The organism is Arthrobacter sp. DNA4, from assembly GCF_024362385.1.
GTDB lineage: Bacteria > Actinomycetota > Actinomycetes > Actinomycetales > Micrococcaceae > Arthrobacter.
This window is the reverse complement of the sequence record NZ_CP101466.1, coordinates 3,307,768-3,332,709: the sequence shown is the minus strand read 5'-3', so window position 1 is coordinate 3,332,709 and position 24,942 is coordinate 3,307,768. Positions and strand designations below refer to the sequence as shown.

Below are 24,942 nucleotides of genomic sequence, written 5' to 3'. Positions count from 1 at the left end.
ATCACCCCAGAGGGCGTCTTATGGAGGGCGGGGCAGCGATAGGCTGGAATCCATGACTATCAATCCGGACCTGCAGGGCCGTAGCTACCCTGCCGCAGAGGTGTATGACGTCGGCCGCGAGAAAATCCGTGAGTTCGCCCGCGCCGTGAAGGCGACCCACCCCGCGCACTTTGACGTGGACGCAGCCAAGGCCCTGGGCCACCCCGATCTGGTGGCACCGCCCACCTTCGCCATCATCATCGCCCAGCGCGCCGACGCCCAGCTCATCGAGGACCCGGACGCAGGCATCGACTTCTCCCGCGTGGTCCACGCAGACCAGCGCTTCACCCACCACCGGCCCATCGTCGCCGGGGACCGCCTCGTCGCGGAACTGCATGTTGACGGCGTCCGTGCCATGGGCGGCGGCGCCATGATCACCACGCGTTCGGAGATCTTCGCCCTCGGTTCCGGTGATTCGCGGGAACCCGTCACCACCACCACGTCATCCATCCTGGTCCGCGGAGAGGGACAGTAACCATGAGCCCCAGCTTCAATGAACTCAGCGCCGGCCAGGAAATCGGCAGCCGCACCATCGAGGTCACGCGCACCGACCTGGTCAAGTACGCCGGCGCCTCCGGGGACTTCAACCCCATCCACTGGAACGAGGCCTTCGCCACCGGCGTGGAACTGCCCGGTGTCATCGCGCACGGCATGTTCACCATGGGCTCGGCCGTCCAGTTGGTGACTGACTGGGCAGGCGACCCGGCCGCCGTCGTCGATTTCCAGACCCGCTTCACCAAGCCGGTCCTGGTGACCGACACCACCGGAACCGGCCAGCCCGGGGCCACCATCGAGGTCAGCGGCACCATTGGAAAGCTCGACGCGGATGCGGGCACCGCGCGCGTCGACCTCACCGTTGTCTCCGCCGGGCAGAAGGTCCTGATGAAGGCCCAGGCCCTCGTCAAGCTGTCTTGAGCTGCACCTTTTGACCACTTCTGCAGGAACCACCGCAACGGCCGGGCAGGTCACTGCCTGGCGAAACGCCGTCGTGGTGGCCTACGGCGCCAGCGGCCTTGCCTTTGCCTCCTGGGTGTCCCGGCTGCCCGCTATCCGGGACACGCTGGACCTCACCCCGGGCAACATCGGCGTCATCCTGCTGTGCATGACGCTGGGATCCTTTGCCTCCGTGTCTGCTTCAGGGCTGATCGTGCTGCGGCTGGGCTCCAAGCGGACCATCCGGACAGGCAGCATCATGGTGGGTGCAGGCCTGCTGACGGCGGGTTTTGGCACAACCGTGCTGGCAAGCCCGGTGGCAACCGCGATCGGCCTGGCCATCATTGGCCTGGGCACCGGAAGCTGGAACACGGCGTCCAACGTTGAAGGTGCCGCGGTGGAACGCGCGGTGGGCCGGCACATCATGCCGCGGCTCCACGGGGCCTTCAGCCTGGGAACGGTGGCAGGCGCGGGGCTGGGGGCCGTTGCCGCCGCGGTGTCCCTGCCGGTGTTCTGGCACCTTGCGGCGGCAGGGGCGGTGGTGGCGGTTTCGGTAGCAACGGCCGCGTCCTGGTTCCGTGCCGACGTCACCCCGGTGGCGGGGGAGCGCAGTTACTCCCCGGATACCTTCGAGGACCCCAGTACCGGGCCGATTCCCGTGATCACTCCAGGAACCGCCTCCGGCGACGCCCCGCTGGACAACAAGCGCAAGATCGCCCGGGCATGGCGGGACCGGCGGACCCTGCTCCTGGGTGTCCTGGTGCTGGGCCTCGCCCTGGCCGAAGGCGCGGCAGGGGACTGGGTGGCCCTTGCCCTGGCCGACGGCCACGGGCAGAGCGATGCTGCCGGTGCCGACGGCTACGGGCTGTTCGTCACGTTTATGACCATCGGGCGTTTTGCCGGGACGGTGCTGCTGGACAGATTCGGCAGGGTTCCCGTGATGCGCTGGTGCGCTGCACTGGCTGTGCTGGGACTGGGCGTCTTCGTCTTTGCGCCGGTGCCGTGGCTTGCCTACGTCGGGCTCGCACTGTGGGGCCTGGGAGCATCTCTCGGCTTCCCGGTGGGCATGTCCGCCGCTGCCGACGATCCCGCCAAGGCCGCGGCCCGGGTCTCGGTGGTGTCCACGATCGGCTACGGCGCGTTCCTGTGCGGGCCGCCGCTGCTCGGCCTGCTGGCCGAACACGTGGGCATCCTGCACTCACTCCTCGCCGTGATGGTGATGCTCGCTGTGAGCTTCGTGCTGTCCCCGGTGGCCCGGAAGCTCCACTAGGTTTCCCTAGTATTGTTGACGGGTGACTCCCACCCTGCTTTCCTCCCTGACCACCTCCGCCGTCGGCGGCCCCGCCGGCAAGTTCATCGAGGCCCGGACCGAGGCAGAGATCATCGATGCCGTCCGGACCGCAGATGCGGCCGGCGAGCAGGTTCTGATCATCAGCGGCGGGTCAAACCTCCTGGTGTCCGACGACGGGTACCCCGGGACCGTCGTCAAAATCGCCTCGGAGGGGTTCACGGTCAACGCGGAGGACTCGTGCGGGGGAGTGGCAGTAGTGGTGCAGGCTTACCATAACTGGGACAAGCTCGTGGAGCATGCGGTCCGCCACGCGTGGTCCGGGATCGAGGCCTTGTCCGGCATCCCGGGTTCAACGGGTGCCACCCCGGTCCAGAATGTGGGGGCTTACGGCGCCGAAGTGTCCCAGACCATCGCGGCCGTCCGCACGTGGGACCGCGAACGCAATGCCGTCCAGACCTTCACCAATTCCGAGTTGAAGTTCGGCTACCGGGACTCCATCCTCAAGCGCACCACCGTCAACGGCTCGCCCCGGTACGTGGTCCTTACCGTCGAGTTTCAGCTGCCGCTCGGACGGATGAGCGCTCCCATCCGCTACGCCGAACTGGCCCGCTCCCTGGGCGTGGAGGTGGGCAAGCGTGCCTACGCCAATGACGTCCGCCGGGAAGTGCTACGGCTGCGCGCCTCCAAGGGCATGGTGTGGGACGGCGCCGACCGCGATACCTATTCCACCGGTTCCTTCTTCACCAACCCCATCGTCTCGGCGGACGTGGCGGACACGCTGCCGGAATCGGCACCGCGCTATCCGGCAGGCCAGGACGGACGGGTGAAACTTTCCGCGGCGTGGCTGATCGACCAGGCAGGGTTCGGCAAGGGCTTTGGTCTGGAACCGGACGGTGTGGCCGGCGGCCGCGCATCCCTGTCCACCAAGCACACGCTGGCCATCACCAACCGTGGTTCCGCCAGCGCCGCTGACATGGTGGCGGTGGCACGGGAGGTGCGGGCCGGCGTCGAACGCCGTTTTGGCATCCAGCTGCATCCTGAACCGCTGCTCATCGGCCTGGACCTGTAGGCGTCCCGCCAGGGCCGCACCAGGCCTAGGATGGGCGCATGGCTGCATCTGGTGCCCTGCGCGACAGCAGGATGGTCGGCAGGCTCCGGCTGGTGTCCCAGCGGCTCGCCGGGATGGAGGCCACCTCTGTGCCGGAGCTGGTCCGGTGGATGACCGCCATGCAGGCGCAGGACCTGCCGGCGGCACTGTGGGCGGTCGGGGTCCGGGTGCCCGGGGCGGGAATCACCGATGTCCGGGCGGCCATCGACGCCGGCACAGTGGTGCGGTCCTGGCCGATGCGCGGGACGCTGCACCTCGTGGCTGCCGGGGACCTGCGCTGGATGCTGGACCTCACGGCCGAACGGCTCACCAGGAGCATCGCGGGCCGCCACCGGCAGCTGGAGATTACGTGGGCGGACGTGGAGAAGGCCCGCGACCTGGCGCTGGAACACATCTCGGCCGAGGGTCCCGTCAGCCGCGCCGCACTGTTCAAGGTGTTCGACGACGGAGGCCAGCCGACCCAGGGCCAGCGGGGGATCCATCTCCTGGCTTCGTTGTGCACGGCTGGCTGGTGCTGGGGCCACTGGTACAACCAGCAGCTGATCGCGGCGTTTGATGAGTGGATCCCCTCCTCCCGGAGCCTGGAGCGGGAGGAGGCTCTGGTCGAGTTCCTGCTGCGGTACTTCCGGAGCCACGGCCCGGCCACCCTCCGGGACTTCGCTTGGTGGACGCAGCTGCCGCTGACCGAGGTCCGCACGGCGTTTGAGCACGTCCGGTGCGAGCTGGTGGAGCTTGAGTTCGAGGGGACCAGCTACTGGCTGTCCCCGGAGGTGGCGGAGCTCCTGGACTCCGGCGTGCCCGGCGGCCGGTCTGTCCACCTGCTGCCGGGTTTTGATGAGTTTGTCCTGGGCTACACGGACCGCAGCCTCGTCCTGTCGCCGGAGCATTCCGACCTGATCGTGCCCGGCGGGAACGGTGTCTTCAAGAAGACGGTGGTTGCCGCGGGGAAGGTGGTTGGCACCTGGGCGCTGAAGGGCACCGGGCCGGGTGCCGCCGTCGTACCCGAACTCTTCGACGAAGCCCGGCCGCTTGGCCCGACGGCGCAGGCAGCCCTGGCCAAGGACGGCCGCCGCTACGCGACGTTCCTGGCCACCTGAGCGGCTTCCAGCACCACATAACCGGCCCTGCCCCGCATAACCGGTGGCGCGCAGCAACGGTTGTGCGGGCACGGGCCGCTCGCTCCGGTGTCCCTCCACATAGCGGCGTCGCGTGCTTCCGATACCGGTGTCCGCCGTCGACCCTTAAGCAATGAAGTTCCATGATTTGCAGGCCCTCGTCGACCATCGCTGGCCCGGGCAGGTGGTTGCGTCAACCCACCAATTGTCGGCTGCCGGGCTGGACGACCGTGTGCTGACTGCGGCCGTGAAGAGCGGTGCCGTACTTCGGTTGCGGCGGGGAGCCTACGTCCGGAGCGGGAACTGGCATGCGCTCAAAGAATGGGACCGGGACCAGGCCCGGCTGATGGCCCATTTCGAGTCCACCCACGGCCGGTCCCGGTACAGCCACGTGAGCGCGGCATTGTTGCGGGGGCTTTTTGTCTGGGAAGGCGGTGCCGCCGTGCACGTGACAACCCAGTATGCCAACTCGAAGGCCAGCGCAGGAAGGGACGTCCGGACTCACAGGCTGCCGCTCGCGGAAGCTGAGAAGGCTTCACTGTGGACGCCCGACGGGCGGGAAGTCCTTACCACCAGTGCCGAGCGGACCGTGCTGGACTGCGCACGTATCCTGCCCTTGGAAAAGGCCGCTGTGATCGGTGACCACGCGCTGCGCAAGGGTGCGTCCATCGAGGCCATGCGGCAGCTGCTGAACGACAGTCCAGTGGTCCGCGGCGGCAGGCGCGCCTGGGACCTGCTGGCTGTTCTGGATGCCCGGTCCGAGTCCCCGGGGGAGACCCGGACCAGGCTGATGCTGCATTCTCTTGGCCTGCGCATGTTCGAACCGCAGGTTGGGATCACCACCCGCGAGGGCATTTTCCGGGCGGATTTCGCGGACCCCGACGCCCGGGCGATTATCGAGTTCGACGGCGTCGCCAAGTACACGGACTACAAGCCGGCGGCGGATGTGCTGCTCGCGGAGCGGCGCCGGGAGAACGCATTGCAGGAGCTGGGTTGGGCAGTCTTCCGGATCAATTGGCAGCAGCTGAACCGGCCAGGAGAGCTGCGGCAACGGCTGTACGCATTCCTGGCGCGCCATTCCGGAACGCAAAAGCGGCCCTTGCCCGCATAACCGCTGCCGGGCAGCAACGGTTATGCGGGCAAGGGCCGCTCGTGAGGCAGCTGGAAGCTACAGGTTGCCGGTGGCGATGTTGAGCATGCGGCGCAGCGGCTCGGCGGCGCCCCAGAGGAGCTGGTCGCCCACGGTGAAGGCGCTGATGTACTGCGGGCCCATCTCCATCTTGCGGATTCGGCCCACCGGGATGTCCAGGGTGCCGGAAGCGGCCACCGGGGTCAATTCCGCCATGGAGGCTTCCTTGGTGTTGGGAACCACCTTGGCCCACTGGTTGTCCTCGTCCAGTAGCTTCTCGATTTCGGCCACGGAAAGGTCCTCACGGAGCTTCAGCGTCAGGGCCTGTGAGTGGGAGCGCATGGCGCCGATGCGGACGCAGAGGCCGTCCATGATCACGTGGTTTTCGTCGGAGGTGCCCAGGATCTTGTTGGTCTCAACCCCGGCCTTCCACTCTTCCTTGGACTGTCCGTTGCCCAGGTCCGCATCGATCCAGGGGATCAGGGAGCCGGCCAGGGGGACGCCGAACTGGGTGGCGTCGATGTCGGTGCGCTGGTGGGCCAGGACCTTGCGGTCAATGTCCAGGATGGCCGACGCCGGGTCGTCCAGTTCCGTGCTGACCTCGGCGTTGAGCGTGCCGAACTGGCTGAGCAGCTCACGCATGTGCCGGGCGCCGCCGCCGGAGGCTGCCTGGTAGGTCATGGAGGTACCCCACTCCACCAGGCCGTTCTTGAACAGGCCGCCGAGGCCCATGAGCATGCAGGACACGGTGCAGTTGCCGCCGATGAAGTCCTTGGTGCCGTTGACCAGGCCCTTGTCGATGACGTCGCGGTTGATGGGGTCCAGCACGATGATCGAGTCGTCGTTCATGCGGAGGGTTGAGGCGGCGTCGATCCAGAGGCCGTCCCAGCCGCGGCTGCGCAGCTCGCCGTGGACCTGCTTGGTGTAGTCCCCGCCCTGGGCGGTGACGATAATGGGCAGCTTCGCCAAAGTGTCGAGGTCGAACGCGTTCTCGAGCTTGCCGGCACCGTCGGCGAACGACGGCGCGGCACCTCCCGCGTTGGAGGTGGAGAAGAACACCGGGTTGATGTTGGCGAAGTCGCCCTCGTCCTGCATGCGCTGCATCAGGACGGAACCGACCATGCCGCGCCATCCGACCAGGCCGACGGAAGGGGTAGCTGCTGTAGTCATTCGTACAGTTTAGACTTCGCAACCGGCAGGGCGCAGTCGGTTACGTCACCAGTCCGGCCGGCGGGTCCCGTTACTAAGTACGACGGCGTCAGGCAAGTTTTCGCTGCCAGCTGCCGCTACCAGTCCGGCCTGCTTGAGCGGCGGGTAGGAGGCTCAAGGGTTTTCCCGGCCGCCTTCCGGAGGCGTGCAGCCTTGCGCTCCTTGAAGTAGTAAGCCCATGACGTCGGCACAATCCAAAGCCCGAAGGCGATGGCGAACACGATTTGGCCCCAATTGGGTTCCTCTGTGCCGTCCAAAAACAGTTTAACGAGGAGCGCAGCCACTACTCCGATGATCACTGTGATCAGGATGGTGAGGAAAAGCAAGCCGCCGGCAGAGTTGACGGGCTTGACGGCACTGCCGGTTGAGCCCTTGTAAACGCCGTACTCTTCGGTGGTCAGTCCCTGCTTAGCGGCCTCCAGCTCCACCTGCTGCCGGTAGTAAACCTTCCGGCGGCCCGGTTCTGTTGGTCCAGGAACGGCGTCGTCCATTAATTTCCACTTCCGTTCTTAGTCGTTTGGGTGAGCAGCCGAGCGGTCCCTGGTTGGGCGCCAGGGAGCCCGGACTTCTAGGTCGCGGGCCCGTCCCCAGGAAACGGACGAGTGCTATCAGGGAAGTTTTCGCGGGTGATGGCGATGTGGGACGGATTCGATTCGAACCAGGCGCGCGCCTGGTCATCCGAAAGTGCAAAACGCGGTTTCGGCAACCCTTTCAGCTTGCGCTTCTTGGACGCCCGCAGTTCGCGGCGAAGGCTGCGGACTCCCAGGAGCCATCCTCCTGTGAAGAGGACAGCACCCAGCAGTCCGAAAATGACAACAATTACATTGAGGCTGGCAAGCGCAATGATCAGCATCAGGGGTGCGCCGAGGGCTGGAATGGTCATGAGGGCTGTCACGACAACGAGCCCTGTAGTCGTATGAACCGAGTAGTTTCCGGTTGGCTGGGAGCCGCCAATACCCCATTCGTCCTTTGTATAGGCATGGACTGTGCGGTCCATTCCCGTGGCATAGAAGTAAGGCCGATTCAGTAGTAGTTTCTGTGCGGCAGGATCGATTGCCAGTAGTGCCTCACGCTTCACTAAGGAAAGGTTGGCAGTTATCGGTCGAACTGGCGGGCCGTGGGTTCGGGGATTCCGCGTTCCGCCCGCAGGCGCTTGGCCCTTGAAGCCACTTTCGCCATGTGGATGGCGTATGCGGTGCCTCCAACTCCAGCCGCTGTCAAGAACAGCGCGCTCCACATCGGACCTTGACCCCTGCTTGTGGGTCCCGCCACCAGCAGGACGGAGAACACCGCGACAGCAGCTAAGACAGCCGCCATGACCAGGAAGCTTACCGCAGACCGTACCTGAGGATGTGAGCTGGCGGTCACCACTCCTAGCTCGTCCTTCGCATAGCTGTACAGGTCACCGCTCACGGTGCGAAACAGGACTCTCTTTTCCCCGCGTGCCAGCGCCTGCTCGTGTTCGGCGCGGACTTGGTCGTCGGGAATAAAGCTATTGCCTGGAATGCCGTTCTGCACTTTAGTCCTGTCGGATTGATCGGATGTGATCCAAGACCTGGCCGTCTGTGAGCCCGGTCATTTCCTGAATGGGTTCGGAGGGTGCATCGATGGCACCATACCCTACCGTCCAGCCCTGCCCGCTGCGCTTGACGAGAAGTTGTTTTTTCGAATCGTCCTGCAGGAGTCGGATGGTGGCGCCCCCGGAAGGGTTGTCCTCTAGGTGCTTACGGACCATGTAGAAACCCGCTTCTGCGGGTGTTTGGTCGGGACGTTGTGCCATTGCAAACCAGCTGAGGTACGCGCGGGGCTGCAGAAGTATCTTGTACTCGGGCGACTCGACGGACAGCACGTTGTCTACGGAATCAGCGGTCAGGAGGTTGATCTGGACGTGCTTGACTGCCTCCGTCAGAGCGCTCGTTACTGCTGCTACCGGCCCGGCGACAGACAGTTCACCATGGGGTTCTGCTGTCGCCGCGCCACGAGCCACTAGGGAGGAGGCACCGGCAGCGAGCAGTGAAGGGTCGTCGAGCTCGTTCGTAAGCCTCAATGCCCTGGCAGATGCCTCTGCTTCAGGGCCACGGCGCAGACTCAGCAGAAGTGTCAGTTCGGCGAAACCAAATCCGATGGCGTCCGGGAACGCTCGTCCGGCAACTGTGCCCCTGGCCGTGCTTGTTTCAGTCACTGATTGTTCTCCCCAGTCCTTAGAAGCCGAAAAAGTCGCCGACTGCGTCGACCCCGTCGCTGATGGCACCGCCAACGGCTTCTGCCCCCTCAACGATCTTATCTTTAGCGTTATCGACCGCCTCGTGGATAACGGGGACGTTGTCGTACAGCGCGAGTGCGCCACTGGCCACCATGCAGGCCGTCCCTACCGGCGGTGGAGCAAAGGACAGGGCACCTAAGACAACTTTCGCGCCGGAATAGGCGCCTGCCTCGTAGTCGCCCTCTTTGATGTTGTTGAAGGCGTCCATGGCGTCCAGGCCCACACCCACAACGCCCAGTCCCTTGCCGAAGCCGTCCAGGTACTTGAACGCCTTGGTGGTGTCGGCGAGGTTCAGGACTTCGTGGAATTTGCCTTCAAGCAAATTGTTGGACAGGTTGAAAAACCTGCTGAATTCGTTGGATTCCTCGAACGCCCGCCATGCTGTCGGATCAAAAAAATCGCCGATTCGCGACTTGTGGAGCATGGCACCGATGTCGAAGAGCCCGGCTCGAATGTTCGGGAAAGCCTTCGTGAGGCCGTAGATGTCCCAGCCATCGCGGAACGGGGAATCCGGATCAGTGAGCCAGTCCGGGCCCCACGGATCGTTGCTGCCCTGGCCAGGCACCGGCGGACGGGAGGTGCTGGCGTCGACAGACACACCAGGCTCGCCCGCTCCTCCCGAGCCGCTGGTGCTCGCCTTCTCCTGCTCATCGGCGTTCTTGAGCAGTACTTTCGATTCCTGCTGCAGCCGCGAGACGGTCTGCTGGAGAAGGGTCCGGTGGCTGGTGTTCCAGTCCGAGCGGAACCGCTGGGCGTCCGCGCCCTTCCAGGCCGGGTTGTTGTTGATCTGGCTGCTCAGCTGCGTCGACTGCTGCTGCAGCAGATCCGCCGTCTTGTTGAACTGCTGCGCGAGGGCCCGCAGTTGCTCCACGTCGGCACCCCATAAAGTTCCTGCCACCAGGATTCCCCCCAATATTCATTCAACAGCCCCCAGAGTGCTGCGTGCCCAGCCTAGGCCAGGACAGAACCACCCGCGATGGGGCGGTCTCCGCATGTCGCTGCCGAAAGCGCTAGCTCTGGTCTGACTGCTCCAGGACGGCCGCCTTCCGCGCGCGCAGCGCGAAGAACGCCCCGAAGGTGAACACCTGCGTGACCACCACCAGCACGATGGCTCCGGCGATCTTGTTGCCTCCCAGGATCATGGTCAGTCCCACGATCGCGGACAGCAGCGCCAGCAGGGGCAGCAGCATGTAGCCCAGGACGAACAGGGTTTCCGGTTTCTTCAGCATGTTCCTAGCCCTCGGTCCGTGACCATTTGGTGAATCGGTAGCGTGTGCCGTTGGCGGCCGTGAGCCAGCCGTCCGGCGGGACGGAGGCGGTGGCCTCCCAGCTGGCCCCGAGCTCCGGGGCGAACGTGTCGCCGTCGGCCTTCACATCGATGGTGGTGACCACCGCGACGTTGGCGAGCTCGGTGGACTGGCGGAAGACCTCACCGCCGCCCAGGATCCAGACGGTCTCGCCGCCGTCGACGAACTGCGACTCAAGGAGCGCGTCATCAAGGGAGGGGACCACAACGGCGCCCTCCGCCTCGGGCGTGTTGGCCCAGCTTTTCTGCCGGGTGATGACAATGTTCGTGCGCCCGGGCAGCGGGCGGTACTTGTCCGGGAACGACAGCCAGGTCTTCCGGCCCATGATGACCGGATGGCCGCTGGTGAGGCGGGTGAAGTGTTTGAGGTCCTCGGGGAGGTGCCAGGGCATGTCACCGTCCTTGCCGATCACACCGTCGGAGGTCTGCGCCCAGACCAGGCCGACGCCGGTGATCGAGGCAGCCAGCTCCTCCGTAAAGGACTGGGGATCAGTGAAGTTTTCGGTGCTCATACGGCGATCGGCGCCTTGATCGTGGGGTGGTGCTGGTAGCCCACCACGTCGAAGTCCTCCAGCGTGTAGTCGAAGATCGAGGCCGGCTTGCGGGTGATCTTCAGCTGCGGGTACTCGTAGGGCTCGCGTTCCAGCTGCTTGAGGACCTGGTCCATGTGGTTCTCGTAGATGTGCACGTCACCGCCTGTCCACACGAATTCGCCGGGCTCAAGGCCCACCTGCTGGGCGACCATGCAGGTGAGCAGCGCATAGGAGGCGATGTTGAAGGGGACGCCCAGGAACATGTCAGCGGAGCGCTGGTAGAGCTGGCAGGAGAGCTTGCCGTTGGCCACGTAGAACTGGAAGAACGCGTGGCAGGGCGGGAGTGCCATGTCGTTGAGTTCGGAGACGTTCCACGCGGACACGATGTGCCTGCGCGAGTCTGGATTCGACTTCAGGTTCTCGATGAGTTCGGCGATCTGGTCGATGTGGCCGCCGTCCGGGGTGGGCCAACTGCGCCACTGCACGCCGTAGACAGGGCCAAGGTCGCCGTCCGCGTCCGCCCACTCGTTCCAGATGGTGACGCCCTGGTCCGTCATCCACTTGATGTTGGTCTCGCCGCGCAGGAACCACAGGAGCTCAACCGCCACGGACTTGAAATGGACCCGCTTGGTGGTGATCAGCGGGAAGCTCTTCGAAAGGTCAAAGCGGATCTGGCGCCCGAAAACGCTGGTGGTTCCGGTGCCCGTGCGGTCCGATTTATGGGTGCCGGTGGCCAGGACATCGCGCAGGAGGTCTTCATAAGGCGTTGGGATGCTCACGCCCCAAGTCTACTGGCTGAAGATGTCCGGCTGGCGGTGCTACGCCGCTGCGCTGGGCTGTTCCACCGACGGGGATCACGGCGATCACCACGCCCGCGGCTGCGAGGAGGGCACCCACGGCTGGGGCAGCCTGCCAGAAGATGTCCCACGGTTCCGGACTGAGTGGCGATGCCCGGTACAGCTTTGGTCCGGCGCTCATCAGAAGCACCCCGGCCTGGCTTACCAGGAACGCCGCCAGCGTCCGGACCACCCGGTGCACGGCGATGGCGCGGAGTGCGGCGTCGAGTCCCGGGACAGCCCCTGGAACGCTGCTGCGCCGGCGGGCAAGCAGCAGGGGAAAGCCCGAAACGAGCACAACCCCGGCAGTGGTCCAAACAGTGACCGGCCATGACTGCTCCACTCCCAGCTCAACCTGCCGCCAGGCAACAAGGAAAACGACAGCCACGAGAACGGTAGCAGCCGCAACCAGGGTGCAGGCCAGGACGGGTGAAACCGGTTGGCGGGGCCAGTGCCGGGGCTCGTCCGCGGTCCCGTAATTCCGGTGGACCAGCAGTTCGCCGAGTGAAACAACGGCCAGGACTGCAGCTGCGGATACCGCCACGAAAAGCGCGGGATGCCCCGTCAGGGCTCCCGGGGCGAAGAATGCAGCGGGTATTGGCACGAACGCTGCCAGCCCCATCGCGGCGCCGACTGATACCGACAGCCGCGTCGCCGGCTGGGCCCGCGCGCTGGCATCCCGGCGGGATATTGGAGCCCCGGGAAACCTGGGCGGTGCCCACAGCAACATCAGTAGCAGCACCGCCAGATTCAACGCACCGGCCGGGTTGAACCAGTTCACGGGGCCAACGGCCGGATCGGGCCGGGCTGCGTGGTTCCCCGCAATGGCCGCCAACCCGGACGCGATTGTCGCCACCGTACGGAGCAGGCGGTTCGTGGTGATGGTCCGCAGGACTCTGTCCGGTCCGGGAGCAAGTCCGTCCACCGGCGCCCTGCGGCTGATCAGCAACAGCACGGCGAGGGTTCCGCCAGCCAGGACGAACAACGCCCCGCCCAGGTACATCGCCAGCTCCACGCCAGGGATCCGGCCTTCTCCGCCGAAGGTGGCGTAGCCGCCCTCACCATCCGGACGTGAGCCATACGGGCGGGGGTCGAAACCGGGCAGGGTGGACGTCCACGCGATCTGGGCGGCGGACAGTAGGAAGATCACCGTCACCGTCCAGGCGAGGGGACGGGAAACCAACCCTCGGAGCCGGGGAGGCTTTCCGCTCTGCAGGACCGGCCGGGGGCGTGCTTTGGGGTAGCTTGCCTGCCCCAGCGCGTGTGCGGTCAGGCAGCCGAGGACCGGCCAAGCGAGGGCCGGGGCGATGTCCACGGGCTCGGTTGATGCCCCGGATAGTGGCAGAATGCCCGCATTCGCAGCAGGAAGCAGGGAGCTTGCCATCCATCCGATGACGCCGATGCACAGCGCATGCCGGGACGCTGCGGCCGTAGTGTCCCGGCCATGGGCGCCGCGGATCAGGAAACGAAGCAGGAGGTACGCGCCGCCGGCGAGCAGGAACGGCCAGAGGAAGGCCATGGGTGGAGCATCTAAAACAACTGTGGTCGTGGCAGACGGCACGTTATCCCCCCAGAACTGTGCATCGTTCACCCAAGTCAAGGGGGATACCGGCCTGGGGTCAAGCGGAGCGGGTTGCCTTAGTCATCGAAGGGCTTGAACTGCTCCACCGCTACAACCCGTTTCTTACCGCTGTTGGCCACATGGCAGACCACCACCTCGCCCGGGGACAGGAACGGCTCGTGGGCGGGCAGCAGCTTCGCCAGGTGTGATGGCATGTGGGTGGCAAGCTGCTTGAGCACCGTGGGCAGGGCGGGCCGGTGGGTACAGACCACCACAGCCCGTTGCTTGTCGACAAGCGATTCGATGACGGCCGCCGTCTTCTTCGGACTGCGCTGATGCTTGTGCTCGGTCAAGCCCTCCGCGAGCTTCACTTTCGCGCCCGTGGCCCGCGCGTACGGCGCGACGGTTGCAACGCAGCGCAACCAAGGGCTGGTGACCACCCGCATCGGCTTCCATGCCTGCAGGAGCCGGCCCACGGCCTGGGCCTGCCGGGATCCGGTGGCCGCCAGCGGGCGTTCTCCCTCGGCCTTGCTCCAGGATGAGCGCGGCTTGGCCTTGGCATGGCGGAGCACCAGCAGGGGCCACGTGTCCAGTTCCCCGCGTTCGTGCGCGTCGCGCAGGTATTCAAGTGGGCCGACGTCGGACGGGTTGGACAGCAGGCGGGCGGCCTTTTCGGGGGCGCACCACATGACGCTGTCCACCTCCTTGCCGTCAGGAACCACGGTCTCGCCGTTGACCTTGACGGCCCAGTAGTGGACGACCTTGAGGCCTGACGCAACGTGGTAGTGGATGGGAGGCAGGGGTATGCCCAGGGGCGCCTTAAGGCCGATCTCCTCCCACACCTCACGGACGGCGCATTCGGGGATTGTCTCGCCGGCGTCGATCTTTCCCTTGGGCCATGACCAGTCGTCATAGCGGGGCCGGTGGATCAGCAGGACCTCCAGGCCGTCCCTGCCGGCGCGCCAGGGAATGGCGCCCGCAGCAGTTACAGCTATGGGTTCCCCCGGGTGGTCAGTCTGGTCAGCTATGAGTGCATCGCTCGACAACGCGGCGGCCCTTATCGACGGCTCAGGGTGCGTTGCCGCGGCCGGGACGCCAGCAGCCAGGACTGGACGTCTTCAAGCGGCTTCCCGTCCTCGGAGAGGTGGTGCCGAATCCAGCGGCCCTCGTTGTCGAGATGCCAGCTGGAGGTTTCCGGGTCCATGTAGCGCCGCAGGAGGTCAAGGACGTAGGTGATGTCGTCCGGGCTGCTGAGCTGCACCAGCGCCTCCACCCGTCGGTCCAGGTTCCGGTGCATCATGTCCGCGGAGCCGATGTACACCACGGGGTCCCCGCCGTTGGCAAAGGCGAACACCCGCGAGTGTTCAAGGAACCGGCCCAGGATGGAACGCACCGTGATGTTGTCGCTCAGGCCGGGAACGCCGGGGCGCAGCGAGCAGATGCCGCGGACCACGACGTCCACCTTCACGCCAGCCTGGGAGGCACGGTAAAGGGAGTCGATGATGGCCTCGTCCACCATCGAGTTCACCTTGATCTGCACATGGCCCGGCACGCCTGCCCGGGCATTGCGGATCTCCGTCTCAATCCGGTCGATGAGCCCGGAGCGCACGGAGCGGGGTGCCACCAGCAGGCGCTTGAAGGTTGACTTGGGCGCGTAGCCGGAAAGCTGGTTGAACAGCTTGGAAAGGTCCTCGCCCACCTGGTCGTTGGCAGTCAGCAGGCCCAGGTCCTCGTAGTACCGTGCAGTGCGCGGATGGTAGTTGCCGGTTCCGATGTGGCAGTAGCGTCGCAGCCCGTCCACTTCCTGTCGAACCACCAGCGAAAGCTTGCAGTGCGTTTTCAGGCCCACGATGCCGTACACCACGTGGACGCCGGCCTGTTCCAGTTTGCGGGCCCAGGAGATGTTGGCCTGCTCATCGAACCTCGCCTTGATTTCCACCAGGGCCAGGACCTGCTTGCCGGCCTCGGCAGCGTCGATCAAGGCATCCACAATGGGCGAGTCACCGGAGGTGCGGTACAGGGTCTGCTTGATGGCCTGGACCTTCGGGTCCGCCGCGGCCTGTTCCAGGAAAGCCTGGACTGACGTGGAGAACGAATCGTACGGGTGGTGCAGCAGGATGTCCCGGCGCCGCATGGCGGCGAACACGTTGGCAGCCTTGGATGTCTCGGACTCGTTCAGGTACCGCGACGTGTGCGGGACATGCTTGGGGTAGTGCAGGTCCGCGCGGTCAATGCCGGCGATGACGGACAGGCCCCGCATGTCCAGCGGCGCGGGCACCGAGTACACCTCGGACTCTTCGACCCCCAGTTCACGGATCAGCAGGGCCCGGATGTTGGGGTTGATGTCGTTGGTGACTTCCAGCCTGACCGGCGGGCCGAACCGGCGGCGGAGGAGTTCCTTCTCCAGTGCCTGCAGGAGGTTTTCGGCATCGTCCTCCTCCACCTCCACGTCCTCGTTGCGCGTCACGCGGAAGGTGTGGTGCTCCAGGACCTCCATGCCGGGGAACAGCTTGTCCAGGTGCACGGCGATGACTTCTTCAAGCGCGATGAACCGCGCCACCCGGCCCGGCACGGCACCGGCGCGGGGGCCGTCGATGGAGATCAGCCGCGGCAGCTGGTCCGGGACCTTGACGCGGGCGAAGAGCTCCTTGTCGCTGACCGGGTTCCGGACCACCACGGCAAGGTTCAGTGACAGGCCCGAGATGTAGGGGAACGGGTGCGCCGGATCCACGGCAAGGGGCGTCAGGATGGGGAAGACCTTTTCCGCGAACATGACGCTGAGCTGCTGCTGGGCGGCGTCGTCCAGTTCCCCCCACTGCATGACGTGGATGTGCTCGTAGGCCAGGGCGGGGCGGATCTGCTCGGCGAAGACCTGTGCATGCCGCTGCTGGAGCCGGTGGGCTTCCTCGCTGATCCGCTCCAGCACCTCAACCGGGCTCAGGCCGGCAGGGGAGGGGACGGCGAGTCCGGTAGCGATGCGGCGCTTGAGGCCTGCCACGCGGACCATGAAGAACTCGTCCAGGTTGGAGGCGAAGATGGACAGGAAGCTGACCCGTTCCAGCAGGTGGAGGGTGGGGTCTTCCGCCAGTTCCAGCACCCGGGAATTGAAGGCAAGCCAGCTCAGTTCGCGGTCCAGGAACCGGTCAGGGCGGATGTCGCCTTCCGGCTGCAGGTTCGGTGCGAACTCAGGGATGTCGATCCGGTCCTGGGTGGCCCGTGATGCCGGTACTTCGGAGGAGCCGAAGCGGGCCCGGACAGGCACCGCAACATCCTGGGACGTGGCTGTTCCGGACGGTTCCGGGTTCATGGCTTCTCCTTTAGCTGGCGCTCCAGTGCCGGCGCTTCCGCCCCGCGCGGCTCCATTTCAACCTTACAAGCATTCACCGGCCCCACGGCCTTTGTTTTACGCGGCGCCGGGGATTGGTTCGCGGTCTGCCTACCCGCCGGCGGGGCCGTACATGACGTCCATGTCCCAGCGGGTGAAGCCGAGCCGGCGGTACAGGGCAACGGCCGGGGCGTTGTCCGCATCCACGTAAAGCATCACGCCGTTCAATCCCGCGTCGCGAAGGTGTTTGATGCCGGCAATGGTCAAAGCCTTGCCCAGGCCCATGCCCTGTGCCTCCGGCGTCACGCCCACCACGTAAACCTCGCCGATCGCAGGGTGCTCACCGTGGCGGGGGTGGACCTTGGTCCAGTGGTACCCCAGGAGGCGGCCGTCCCGGCCCTCCGCCAGGAGGAAGCCGGACGGGTCGAACCAGTCCTCCGTCATGCGCGCGTCGAGGTCGGCCCTGGTGAGGCCGCCCTGCTCGGGGTGGTGGGCGAACGCCGCCCGGTTGGCGGCCAGCCACGCCTCCTCATCCTTGCCGGGCACGAAGGCACGGATGGCCACGCCGTCCGGAAGGCCGGCGTCGGGCAGGTCCGCGCCCGCCGTCGTCATCCGCATCTTCCATAACTCGCGCACCGGCGCGTACCCGTAGCGGGCGGCAAGGTCGGCCGCGGCCTCGTGGTTGCCGTGGGACCACGCCTTCAGCCCGTCAAAGCCACGGACCTCCTTGAGCGCGCCCACCAGCCGGTCCGCCACACCCTGGTTCCGGTAGGAGGGATGGACGGCGATTTCCAGGATGCCGGTTCCGTCCTGCTCTTCAACCACGACGGCGAAGCCCGCCAGATCCTGGCCGGTCACCGGGTCGGAGTCCTCGTCCGGCGCGTAGAGGGCCAGTGTCAGCAGGGTGTGCTCCGCCGAATCTCCGGCGCGCATGGTCACCAGGGTTTGCTCCGAAATGGAAGGATTGCCGTCCGATTCCTCAGCCGCGGCCAAAAGGTCGCGGCAGTCTTTCAGCAGTTGCTGGTCAACTCCGCCCCGGACGACATGGACGGGCCACTTCTGCGGATGCGCTGGAGTCATGAGCCAAGGCTATACGCCGGCGGCGGTCCAGGCTCAGGCCTCGGTGAGTTCATCTTCCTGCTGCCGGACCAGGGTGAGGCGGTACCCCACGTTCCTGACGGTGCTGATCAGGTTCTCGTGGTCTGCGCCGAGCTTGGCCCGCAGCCGCCGGACGTGGACATCCACGGTGCGCGTGCCGCCGTAGTAGTCGTAACCCCAAACCTCGGTAAGCAGCTGCTGCCGGGTGAAGACGCGGCCCGGGTGCTGCGCCAGGTACTTCAGGAGTTCGAACTCCTTGAATGTCAGGTTCAGGGGCGCCCCGTTGACCCGGGCCGTGTAGCTTGCCTCATCGATGACGACGCCGGCGGCGCGGATTTCGCTCGGGGTGTCTTCCTGCTCGGGCACGGCCCGGGCGACGGACAGCCGGATGCGGGCCTCCACCTCAGCGGGGCCGGCGGAATCGAGGACGATGTCGTCAACGGCCCAGGCGGAGGACACCGCTGCCATGCCGCCCTCAGTGAGGATCAGCACGAGCGGGGCGCTGAGGCCAGTGGCTTTCAGGAGCTGGGTGAGGGAGCGGGCGCCCACCAGGTCCTTGCGGGCGTCCAGCAGGACAATGTCGCAGGGGTCTGTTTCGAGGAGGGCCGTCGGCTCGGCGGGGAGGATATGGACCCTGTGGTTCAGCAGCTCAAGGGCAGGCAGGATGTCCACCGAAGAACCGGTGCTGTTGGTCAGTAACAGGATGTGCGACATTGTTCCTCCAAGGGCCGTCCGCGCATCGTTGGGCGACTGAACCGGATTCTCACCGGCCGGTACTGGCTTCCTGCAGGAGGTTTTGGTCCGTCAGCATGCCGCTTACCAGCCACCTCAGCAGGGAGCGTAGCTGAACCTTGAGTATACCCGTCAGCCCCTTTCAGACCACAGATTCGCGACGTGGGCAAGCACGTTTTGCGACATATCCAGTTCACATAAGGCAGGATTGGACCAGGGCGGACCTGCCCTGCCATGAGGGGGCTGACCAGCCTTCCGGCCGATCGCCAGGATGGGAAAACAGCGCAGTGAGTGCACAGACGAAGCACAGGCCGGGCTCCGCATGACGGCGGAACTGCAGGCGCCCGTCCGTTCTCTTGGCTCCTGGACCGTTGGCGTCGTCGGGATAGCCGGCCTCATTGCGATCATCGCCGGGGTCTACGCCTCGCCGGAAGCACTCGTGGCGGTGGGAATCCTGATCGCCGCGGCCGTGGGCATCGGCTGGCCGCACTTCCTGCGCATTCCCGCCAAGAAGACCCTCGCCGCCGTCATCGCCCTGCCGGGCGCAGGCGCCGCAGTGGCGGCGGGCCTGGCGCCCGCCCCCGGATACCTGGACTGGACACCGGCCTTCGTTGCCCTGGGAATGATGGCGGTCTTCGTGGTGCAGCTGATCCGCGGCACCGGGCAGGCGCAGCGGCTGGAGTCCACCCTTGGATGCTGCGCGGGTGTCCTGTTGTCCTGCCTCGGCGCGGGCTGGATTGCCGGCTCCCGGTTCAACGGTGTCCGGGAAATGCTGCTGGTGGCGGCGATCAGCGCGGCAGTGGCCCTGCTGGCAGGGCTTATCCGCTGGCCGGACAGCATCGTCGCCCCGCTGGGAGTGGTGCTTGCCGGACTGGCCGGACCGCTCGCCGGGCTGGTCCTGTCGGACATCGCCGTCCTGCTTACCGCCGTCTTCGGCGTGGTTGTGGGTGCGGTCCTTGCCAGCTTCCGGCGGCTGGCAACGCTCCGCGGCGCTCCGCTGAACATCCCGGCCGCGCTGGGCATGGGCCTTGCCCCGGTTTCGGCCGTCGGATCCCTCGCGTACTTCATAGACAAACTACTCATCTACTAACGGGTTAGGATGGCACCATGTCCGTACTTGCTTTTGAAATCTTCTTCCTTGTCCTGCTCGGCATTGCGAGCCTGTCCATGGCCTGGTTCGCCGGATTCGTGGTCTACCGCCTCTTCAAGGGCCAGAAGTAGCCACCCCTTTTCCAGGACCGGCCGTATCTGGAGGTAATACCAATGCCCATTGAGATTCCTACAGACCTGACCCCCGAACTCGTCCCCCTTTCCTGGCTCATCGGTGAGTGGGAGGGCCGGGGCCGGCTGGGCAGCGGCGACGAGGATTCCGAACACTTCCTGCAGCACGTCTCCTTCACCCACAACGGCCTGCCGTATCTGCAGTACCGTGCCGAAAGCTGGTTGACCGACGACGAAGGCACGCGCCTGCGGCCGCTCACCGTCGAGACAGGTTTCTGGGCCCTGGAGCGCAAGCAGCTTGATGCCGACGGCGGTCCCGGCCTGGTGCCGGCCGACATCGTGCCGGTGCTGAAGAGTGCCGACGAGGTAGAGGCACTGCGCAACAAGGACGGCGGCTTCGACATCTCCGTGTCCATCTCGCACCCCGGCGGAATCTCGGAGTTGTACTACGGCCAGATCAAGGGTCCCCAGATCCAGCTGACCACCGACATGGTGATGCGCGGCAGCCACTCGAAGGACTACAGCGCGGCCACCCGCATTTTCGGTCTGGTGGACGGCAACCTGTTGTGGCGGTGGGACGTGGCCGCGGGCGGTGAGGCAGGAAAGGGTCTGGAGGCACATGCTTCCGCCTTCCTGCACAGGGTTTCCTGACCAACGAGTTTCCTGACCATAAAGAGGGTCTCCTGACCCACGAAAAGGGGAGCGGCACCGTGGAAGAAAGCACCCGGGAAGCAGCAGGAACGCCGGCCGGTTACAGCGACCTCAAGGCTGTCTTCTTCAACGGCACGCTGAAGAAGTCGCCCCAGACCTCCAACACCGATGGGCTGATCCGCATCAGCCGCCGGATCATGGAAAAGCAGGGCGTCAGCACCACGGTGATCCGCACGGTGGACCACGACATCGCCAGCGGCGTCTACCCGGACATGACCCAGTACGGCTGGGCTACCGACGAGTGGCCGGAGCTTTACCCCGCGGTCCAGGAAGCCGACATTGTTGTGGTGGCCGGACCCATCTGGCTGGGGGACAACTCCTCCCAGACCAAGAAGCTGATCGAACGCCTCTACGCCCACTCCGGGGAGCTCAACGGCAAGGGCCAATGGGCGTTCTACCCGAAAGTCGGCGGCTGCCTGATCACCGGAAACGAAGACGGCATTAAGCACTGCGCCATGAACGTCCTGTACAGCCTGCAGCACATCGGCTTCAGCATCCCCCCGCAGGCCGACGCCGGATGGATCGGGCCGGTGGGGCCCGGACCCAGTTACCTGGATGAAGGCTCGGGCGGCCCGGAGACAGACTTCACCAACCGGAACACCACGTTCATGACGTGGAACCTCCTGCACCTGGCCCGGACCCTGAAGGACGCCGGGGGTTATCCCGCGTACGGAAACCTGCCGGGCGAATGGGCTGCCGGCACACGATTCGATTTCGAAAACCCGGAATACCGCTGACCTCCAAGGACTTCTACTACATATGACTACGCCCAGCCCTTTGTTGTCGCGCCCCGGGGCCGTCGAGGCCGCCGGCCCTGACGCCGGGGTCGCCGCCCACTACGGCGAGCCGCTGCGCGAGCAGCGCGCACTCGCCGCCGGAACAGCCGTCGTCGACCTTTCCCACCGCGGCGTGGTCACCGTCACCGGGCCGGACCGGCTCAGCTGGCTCAATACCCTGTCCTCACAGCAGGTGGCAGCCCTGAAACCGGCCGAGTCCAGCGAACTGCTGCTCCTCAGCGTCCAGGGCCGCATCGATTTCGACGCCCGGGTGGTCGACGACGGCGAAAGCACCTGGCTGATCGTGGAGGCAGCCGAAGCCGCCCCGCTTGCCGAGTACCTCAACCGCATGAAGTTCATGCTGCGGGTGGAGATCGCCGACGTCTCGGGGGACTGGGCCGTTGTGGGCAGCACACGTGCCGTCCCCGAATGGTCCGGCCACCTCGCCTGGCAGGACCCGTGGCCGCACGTCTCCGCCGGCGGATACTCCTACGCCACCGTCTCCGAGGAGAACCATCCCGGGCTTGAGCGCCCTTGGTTCGAGTACCTCATCCCCGCCGCCGGGCTTGAGGACGCCGTCGCCGGGCGCGCGTTGGCCGGCGTGCTCGCCGCCGAGGCCCTCCGGGTCGCTGCGTGGCGGCCCAGGATCGGGGCCGAGACGGACGACAAGACCATCCCGCACGAGCTGGACCTGCTGCGCACCGCCGTGCATCTGGCCAAAGGCTGCTACAAGGGGCAGGAAACCATCGCCCGCGTCCACAACCTTGGCCACCCGCCGCGCCGGCTGGTGTTCCTGCAGTTGGACGGTTCGCAGCACACCCTGCCCGCTGCCGGCAGTCCCGTCTTGGCCGGGGAGCGGAAAGTGGGGACCGTGACATCGGTGGCGCAGCACTACGAAATGGGCCCCGTCGCCCTGGCAGTCATCAAGCGTTCCGTGGCCCCGGATGAAATACTGACGGTCCTGGACGGCGACGAGCCGTATCCGGCCGCCCAGGAACTCATCGTCGCCCCCGACGCCGGCCAGGTCGTGGGCCGCCAGACCGGATTCCTGAGGGGGCCACGCTGATGACCGAGAACACCACGCCCGACCACGCCGGGGCAGAGGCAACGGAGGGGCACGACGACGACGCCCTGGCTTTGGCGCACACGCTCTTCCAGGCTGCCCGTGACGGCAGCGACGAGCTACTGGGTGCCTACCTGGACGCCGGGGTGCCCGCCACCATGACCAACGCCGCCGGTGACTCGCTGCTCATGCTGGCGGCGTACCACGGCCATGCCGGGACCGTGCAGCTGCTTCTGCAGCACGGTGCTGAAGCCAACACCGCCAACGACAGGGGACAGACCCCGCTCGCAGGAGCGGCGTTCAAGGGTTACACGGACGTGGCCCGGGTTCTCCTGGGCGCCGGAGCGGATCCGGACGCCGGTGCGCCGTCGGCACGGGCAGCGGCGCAGATGTTTGCCCGCTCGGAGATCCTGGACCTGCTGGGCTGACTTTTCCGGGTTTCCGCCCGGCACCAAACAAAACTCCAGAAGGATGACAGAGTGGAAAACGTAGAAAAGCCGTGGCCGGCACTGTGGTCCCTGGTGATCGGGTTCTTCATGATCCTGATCGACAGCACCATCGTCTCGGTGGCCAATCCCCGGATCATGGAGGGCCTCCATGCCGACATTAACTCGGTGATCTGGGTGACCAGCGCCTACCTGCTGGCCTACGCCGTTCCACTGCTCATCACGGGCCGCCTCGGTGACAGGTTCGGGCCGAAGCGGCTGTACCTGCTCGGCCTGGTGGTGTTCACCCTGGCCTCGCTCTGGTGCGGCCTGGCCCAAAACGTGGAGACCCTCATCGTGGCGCGCGTGCTGCAGGGCCTCGGCGCCGCGGTCATGACGCCCCAGACCATGGCCGTCATCACCCGCATCTTTCCGCCTGACCGCCGTGGGTCCGCCATGGCCATTTGGGGTGCCACGGCCGGCATGGCCACCCTGGTGGGGCCCATCCTGGGCGGTGTCCTGGTGGACGGCCTGGGCTGGGAGTGGATCTTCTTCATCAACGTGCCCATCGGCGTCGTCGGTTTCATCCTGGCGATGCGCAACGTCCCTGCGCTGAGCACGCACCCGCACCGGTTCGATATCCCCGGTGTCCTGCTGAGCGCCGTCGGGCTCTTCCTGCTGGTCTTTGGCATCCAGGAGGGCGAGACGTACAACTGGGGCACCATTACCGGGCCGATCAGTGTGTGGGGCCTCATCATCGCCGGTCTTGTCATCCTGGCGGCCTTCGTGGCGTGGCAGCGGTTCAACAAGGGCGAGCCGCTGCTTCCCCTTGGACTGTTCCGCGACCGCAACTTCTCCCTCGCCAATCTGGGCATTACCATGGTGGGCTTCACCGTGACGTCCTTCGGCCTGCCCCTGATCTTCTACTACCAGTTGGTCCGTGGTCTGACGCCCACCCAGTCGGCACTGCTGATGGTTCCTATGGCGCTGATCTCAGGCGGCATGGCACCCGTGGTGGGCAAGATCGTCGACCGGGTCAACCCCAAGTACCTTGCCGCCGCCGGGTTGACGCTCATGGCGGTGGCACTGGTGTGGAACGGCCTGCTGATGCAGCCGGACACACCCATCCTGCTGTTCCTGCTTCCCAGCGCAGTCCTGGGCTTTGCCAACGCCGGTATCTGGGCTCCGCTGAGCACCACTGCCACCCGGAACCTTCCGCCGCGCCAGGCCGGTGCCGGCTCCGGCGTTTACAACACCACCCGCCAGTTCGGTGCCGTGCTGGGCAGTGCTGCGATCGCCGTCCTCATCCAGTCGCGGCTGGCGGCCGAACTCCCGTCCCGAGGCCCGGGCGGCCCATCCGGTGAGGGCATGGGCATGGGCGGCGGTACGCTTCCCGAGTTCCTGCACGCAGGGTTTTCGACGGCGATGGCCCAGTCGATCCTCCTCCCGGCCGCAGTGGTGCTGGTTGCGGCAGCCGTTGCGCTGTTCTTTGCCAAGCCGAAGCCGGTCCAGAACTGGGGAGGCCCAGGGCAGGGCCAGGAGTCACCGAAGGTGGACGCTGGTCTGGATTCCGCTTACTGAGAGCCCCAGTTTCCGGGCGAGGGCAAGGCATCCGGTGTTGCTGACGTCTGCACGCCATTGCAGCGTCAGCCCGGCCGCCAGTGCCTCGTGGGCGGCGATGGATCCGGCCAGGGCTCCGAGACCTTGCCGTCGCCACTCAGGATCCACCAGGACCCCCATGTTGCCGAGCAGGCCTTCCCACTCGCCATAAGCGCCGCAGGCAAGGGGGACCCGCCTGCCATCGATTTCATGGACGATCGTGTAGCGGTTCTCGAGGTCGGAAAGACCCACCTCGTTGACGTCGTCCGGCGGGCACCTGCCCTCCAGCTCGATCGCCTCCGGATTACCGTGCGAGACGGTCAGTTCCTCGGAGGGCTGCTGGAGGGGCAGGTCGTCGGCGAAGAACAGGGCCGCGGCACCGAGTCCGTGGCCGCCCTGCTGCCTGGTCAGTTTCAGGAGGGTGACGTGCTGGGCCATTTCCTCGTCGGGAATTTCCGCCGCGGCGTCGATGACGCTCCGTGGTCCCACCAGGGCGGAACTTCCGAACAGCCGCACAAACTCGACAGTCCGGGCCGATTCATCGGCCCGGACAATCCGTTCACCCGATGCCAGGGCGTCACCGAACGCGTCGTCGTCAAGGCCCAGCCGGCGTGCCCACGCCAACTGGATGATGGCCGCTGAGCCGGGATCGAGTGTCATGGTCCCAGC

The 24,942-nt window shown here is 66.1% G+C and carries 27 protein-coding genes; 12 read left to right on the top strand and 15 right to left on the bottom strand.

The window, feature by feature from the left end; translation table 11 throughout:
* Nucleotides 1-52 precede the first annotated feature (52 nt).
* From NMQ03_RS15385 to NMQ03_RS15360, 6 genes are all read left to right on the top strand, one after another.
* Entirely contained in the window at nt 53-514 is a 462-nt protein-coding gene (locus NMQ03_RS15385) for a MaoC family dehydratase N-terminal domain-containing protein (RefSeq protein WP_255172885.1), read from the top strand.
* Nucleotides 515-516: 2 nt separating this feature from the next.
* Nucleotides 517-954, top strand: a complete 438-nt coding sequence (locus NMQ03_RS15380) for a MaoC family dehydratase (protein ID WP_255172884.1) — start codon at nt 517-519, stop codon at nt 952-954.
* Between the two features lie 10 nt (nt 955-964).
* Nucleotides 965-2,242 (top strand): sugar MFS transporter, encoded by a 1,278-nt coding sequence (locus NMQ03_RS15375; RefSeq protein WP_255172883.1) that lies wholly within the window; start codon nt 965-967, stop codon nt 2,240-2,242.
* A gap of 22 nt (nt 2,243-2,264) precedes the next feature.
* Nucleotides 2,265-3,332: a UDP-N-acetylmuramate dehydrogenase gene (locus NMQ03_RS15370; RefSeq protein ID WP_255172882.1), complete on the top strand. Its 1,068-nt coding sequence runs from the start codon at nt 2,265-2,267 to the stop codon at nt 3,330-3,332.
* A 38-nt stretch (nt 3,333-3,370) separates the two neighbouring features.
* Nucleotides 3,371-4,468: a winged helix DNA-binding domain-containing protein gene (locus NMQ03_RS15365; protein WP_255172881.1), complete on the top strand. Its 1,098-nt coding sequence runs from the start codon at nt 3,371-3,373 to the stop codon at nt 4,466-4,468.
* 151 nt (nt 4,469-4,619) lie between these two features.
* On the top strand, nt 4,620-5,597 hold the full coding sequence (locus tag NMQ03_RS15360; protein WP_255172880.1) for a hypothetical protein: 978 nt from the start codon (nt 4,620-4,622) through the stop codon (nt 5,595-5,597).
* Between the two features lie 57 nt (nt 5,598-5,654).
* Here the strand turns inward: NMQ03_RS15360 and asd are convergent, their stop codons facing one another.
* The 14 genes from asd to NMQ03_RS15290 form a co-directional block, all read right to left on the bottom strand.
* A complete protein-coding gene (gene asd / locus NMQ03_RS15355; protein WP_255172879.1) occupies nt 5,655-6,785 on the bottom strand; it encodes an aspartate-semialdehyde dehydrogenase in 1,131 nt (376 codons plus the stop codon).
* Nucleotides 6,786-6,901: 116 nt separating this feature from the next.
* Nucleotides 6,902-7,315, bottom strand: coding sequence for a hypothetical protein (locus NMQ03_RS15350; protein WP_255172878.1), 414 nt, complete (start codon nt 7,313-7,315; stop codon nt 6,902-6,904).
* 77 nt (nt 7,316-7,392) lie between these two features.
* A complete protein-coding gene (locus NMQ03_RS15345) occupies nt 7,393-7,902 on the bottom strand; it encodes a hypothetical protein (protein ID WP_255172877.1) in 510 nt (169 codons plus the stop codon).
* A gap of 17 nt (nt 7,903-7,919) precedes the next feature.
* Nucleotides 7,920-8,342: a hypothetical protein gene (locus NMQ03_RS15340; RefSeq protein ID WP_255172876.1), complete on the bottom strand. Its 423-nt coding sequence runs from the start codon at nt 8,340-8,342 to the stop codon at nt 7,920-7,922.
* A 1-nt stretch (nt 8,343) separates the two neighbouring features.
* Nucleotides 8,344-9,006, bottom strand: a complete 663-nt coding sequence (locus NMQ03_RS15335; protein WP_255172875.1) for a hypothetical protein — start codon at nt 9,004-9,006, stop codon at nt 8,344-8,346.
* A 19-nt stretch (nt 9,007-9,025) separates the two neighbouring features.
* Nucleotides 9,026-9,985: a hypothetical protein gene (locus tag NMQ03_RS15330; RefSeq protein ID WP_255172874.1), complete on the bottom strand. Its 960-nt coding sequence runs from the start codon at nt 9,983-9,985 to the stop codon at nt 9,026-9,028.
* 112 nt (nt 9,986-10,097) lie between these two features.
* Complete coding sequence (locus tag NMQ03_RS15325; protein WP_018760496.1) at nt 10,098-10,316, bottom strand: NF038396 family protein; 219 nt, start codon at nt 10,314-10,316, stop codon at nt 10,098-10,100.
* A gap of 4 nt (nt 10,317-10,320) precedes the next feature.
* Entirely contained in the window at nt 10,321-10,905 is a 585-nt protein-coding gene (locus NMQ03_RS15320) for a dihydrofolate reductase (RefSeq protein ID WP_255172873.1), read from the bottom strand.
* A complete protein-coding gene (locus NMQ03_RS15315) occupies nt 10,902-11,705 on the bottom strand; it encodes a thymidylate synthase (RefSeq protein ID WP_255172872.1) in 804 nt (267 codons plus the stop codon). Before NMQ03_RS15315 ends, NMQ03_RS15320 begins: the two co-directional genes overlap by 4 nt.
* Nucleotides 11,683-13,281, bottom strand: a complete 1,599-nt coding sequence (locus NMQ03_RS15310; RefSeq protein WP_255172871.1) for a hypothetical protein — start codon at nt 13,279-13,281, stop codon at nt 11,683-11,685. Before NMQ03_RS15310 ends, NMQ03_RS15315 begins: the two co-directional genes overlap by 23 nt.
* A gap of 119 nt (nt 13,282-13,400) precedes the next feature.
* A complete protein-coding gene (locus NMQ03_RS15305) occupies nt 13,401-14,369 on the bottom strand; it encodes an NUDIX domain-containing protein (protein WP_255172870.1) in 969 nt (322 codons plus the stop codon).
* An 11-nt stretch (nt 14,370-14,380) separates the two neighbouring features.
* Nucleotides 14,381-16,630 carry an RNA degradosome polyphosphate kinase gene (locus NMQ03_RS15300; RefSeq protein ID WP_255172869.1) on the bottom strand — a complete coding sequence of 750 codons (2,250 nt, stop codon included), beginning with the start codon at nt 16,628-16,630 and terminating at the stop codon, nt 14,381-14,383.
* Nucleotides 16,631-16,759: 129 nt separating this feature from the next.
* Nucleotides 16,760-17,728 (bottom strand): mycothiol synthase, encoded by a 969-nt coding sequence (gene mshD, locus NMQ03_RS15295; RefSeq protein WP_255172868.1) that lies wholly within the window; start codon nt 17,726-17,728, stop codon nt 16,760-16,762.
* A gap of 33 nt (nt 17,729-17,761) precedes the next feature.
* A complete protein-coding gene (locus NMQ03_RS15290) occupies nt 17,762-18,460 on the bottom strand; it encodes a response regulator transcription factor (RefSeq protein WP_159631339.1) in 699 nt (232 codons plus the stop codon).
* Between the two features lie 340 nt (nt 18,461-18,800).
* On the opposite strand from NMQ03_RS15290, the gene NMQ03_RS15285 reads away from it, so the two are divergent.
* The 6 genes from NMQ03_RS15285 to NMQ03_RS15260 all read left to right on the top strand — a co-directional run bounded on the left by NMQ03_RS15285 (nt 18,801) and on the right by NMQ03_RS15260 (nt 24,255).
* On the top strand, nt 18,801-19,568 hold the full coding sequence (locus tag NMQ03_RS15285; protein WP_255172867.1) for a permease: 768 nt from the start codon (nt 18,801-18,803) through the stop codon (nt 19,566-19,568).
* A gap of 173 nt (nt 19,569-19,741) precedes the next feature.
* A complete protein-coding gene (locus NMQ03_RS15280) occupies nt 19,742-20,350 on the top strand; it encodes an FABP family protein (RefSeq protein ID WP_255172866.1) in 609 nt (202 codons plus the stop codon).
* A gap of 59 nt (nt 20,351-20,409) precedes the next feature.
* A complete protein-coding gene (locus NMQ03_RS15275; RefSeq protein WP_255172865.1) occupies nt 20,410-21,147 on the top strand; it encodes a flavodoxin family protein in 738 nt (245 codons plus the stop codon).
* Nucleotides 21,148-21,169: 22 nt separating this feature from the next.
* Nucleotides 21,170-22,252 (top strand): folate-binding protein YgfZ, encoded by a 1,083-nt coding sequence (locus NMQ03_RS15270; protein ID WP_255172864.1) that lies wholly within the window; start codon nt 21,170-21,172, stop codon nt 22,250-22,252.
* A complete protein-coding gene (locus NMQ03_RS15265; RefSeq protein WP_255172863.1) occupies nt 22,252-22,677 on the top strand; it encodes an ankyrin repeat domain-containing protein in 426 nt (141 codons plus the stop codon). Before NMQ03_RS15270 ends, NMQ03_RS15265 begins: the two co-directional genes overlap by 1 nt.
* 51 nt (nt 22,678-22,728) lie before the next feature.
* Nucleotides 22,729-24,255 carry a DHA2 family efflux MFS transporter permease subunit gene (locus NMQ03_RS15260; protein WP_255172862.1) on the top strand — a complete coding sequence of 509 codons (1,527 nt, stop codon included), beginning with the start codon at nt 22,729-22,731 and terminating at the stop codon, nt 24,253-24,255.
* On the opposite strand, the gene NMQ03_RS15255 is transcribed toward NMQ03_RS15260, so the two are convergent.
* Nucleotides 24,217-24,933 (bottom strand): GNAT family N-acetyltransferase, encoded by a 717-nt coding sequence (locus NMQ03_RS15255; protein WP_255172861.1) that lies wholly within the window; start codon nt 24,931-24,933, stop codon nt 24,217-24,219. The two genes, NMQ03_RS15260 and NMQ03_RS15255, sit on opposite strands and share 39 nt — an antisense overlap.
* Nucleotides 24,934-24,942: the final 9 nt, after the last annotated feature.

Bases quoted from the DNA above. Each gene is read 5' to 3' on its own strand.
- NMQ03_RS15280 (WP_255172866.1), top strand. From the start codon at position 19,742: ATGCCCATTGAGATTCCTACAGACCTGACCCCCGAACTCGTCCCCCTT.
- NMQ03_RS15300 (WP_255172869.1), bottom strand. From the start codon at position 16,630: ATGAACCCGGAACCGTCCGGAACAGCCACGTCCCAGGATGTTGCGGTG.
- NMQ03_RS15325 (WP_018760496.1), bottom strand. From the start codon at position 10,316: ATGCTGAAGAAACCGGAAACCCTGTTCGTCCTGGGCTACATGCTGCTG.
- NMQ03_RS15270 (WP_255172864.1), top strand. From the start codon at position 21,170: ATGACTACGCCCAGCCCTTTGTTGTCGCGCCCCGGGGCCGTCGAGGCC.
- NMQ03_RS15360 (WP_255172880.1), top strand. From the start codon at position 4,620: ATGAAGTTCCATGATTTGCAGGCCCTCGTCGACCATCGCTGGCCCGGG.
- NMQ03_RS15310 (WP_255172871.1), bottom strand. From the start codon at position 13,281: ATGGCCTTCCTCTGGCCGTTCCTGCTCGCCGGCGGCGCGTACCTCCTG.
- NMQ03_RS15380 (WP_255172884.1), top strand. From the start codon at position 517: ATGAGCCCCAGCTTCAATGAACTCAGCGCCGGCCAGGAAATCGGCAGC.
- NMQ03_RS15350 (WP_255172878.1), bottom strand. From the start codon at position 7,315: ATGGACGACGCCGTTCCTGGACCAACAGAACCGGGCCGCCGGAAGGTT.
- mshD (WP_255172868.1), bottom strand. From the start codon at position 17,728: ATGACTCCAGCGCATCCGCAGAAGTGGCCCGTCCATGTCGTCCGGGGC.
- NMQ03_RS15290 (WP_159631339.1), bottom strand. From the start codon at position 18,460: ATGTCGCACATCCTGTTACTGACCAACAGCACCGGTTCTTCGGTGGAC.
- NMQ03_RS15385 (WP_255172885.1), top strand. From the start codon at position 53: ATGACTATCAATCCGGACCTGCAGGGCCGTAGCTACCCTGCCGCAGAG.
- NMQ03_RS15285 (WP_255172867.1), top strand. From the start codon at position 18,801: ATGACGGCGGAACTGCAGGCGCCCGTCCGTTCTCTTGGCTCCTGGACC.
- NMQ03_RS15265 (WP_255172863.1), top strand. From the start codon at position 22,252: ATGACCGAGAACACCACGCCCGACCACGCCGGGGCAGAGGCAACGGAG.
- NMQ03_RS15365 (WP_255172881.1), top strand. From the start codon at position 3,371: ATGGCTGCATCTGGTGCCCTGCGCGACAGCAGGATGGTCGGCAGGCTC.
- NMQ03_RS15255 (WP_255172861.1), bottom strand. From the start codon at position 24,933: ATGACACTCGATCCCGGCTCAGCGGCCATCATCCAGTTGGCGTGGGCA.
- NMQ03_RS15320 (WP_255172873.1), bottom strand. From the start codon at position 10,905: ATGAGCACCGAAAACTTCACTGATCCCCAGTCCTTTACGGAGGAGCTG.
- asd (WP_255172879.1), bottom strand. From the start codon at position 6,785: ATGACTACAGCAGCTACCCCTTCCGTCGGCCTGGTCGGATGGCGCGGC.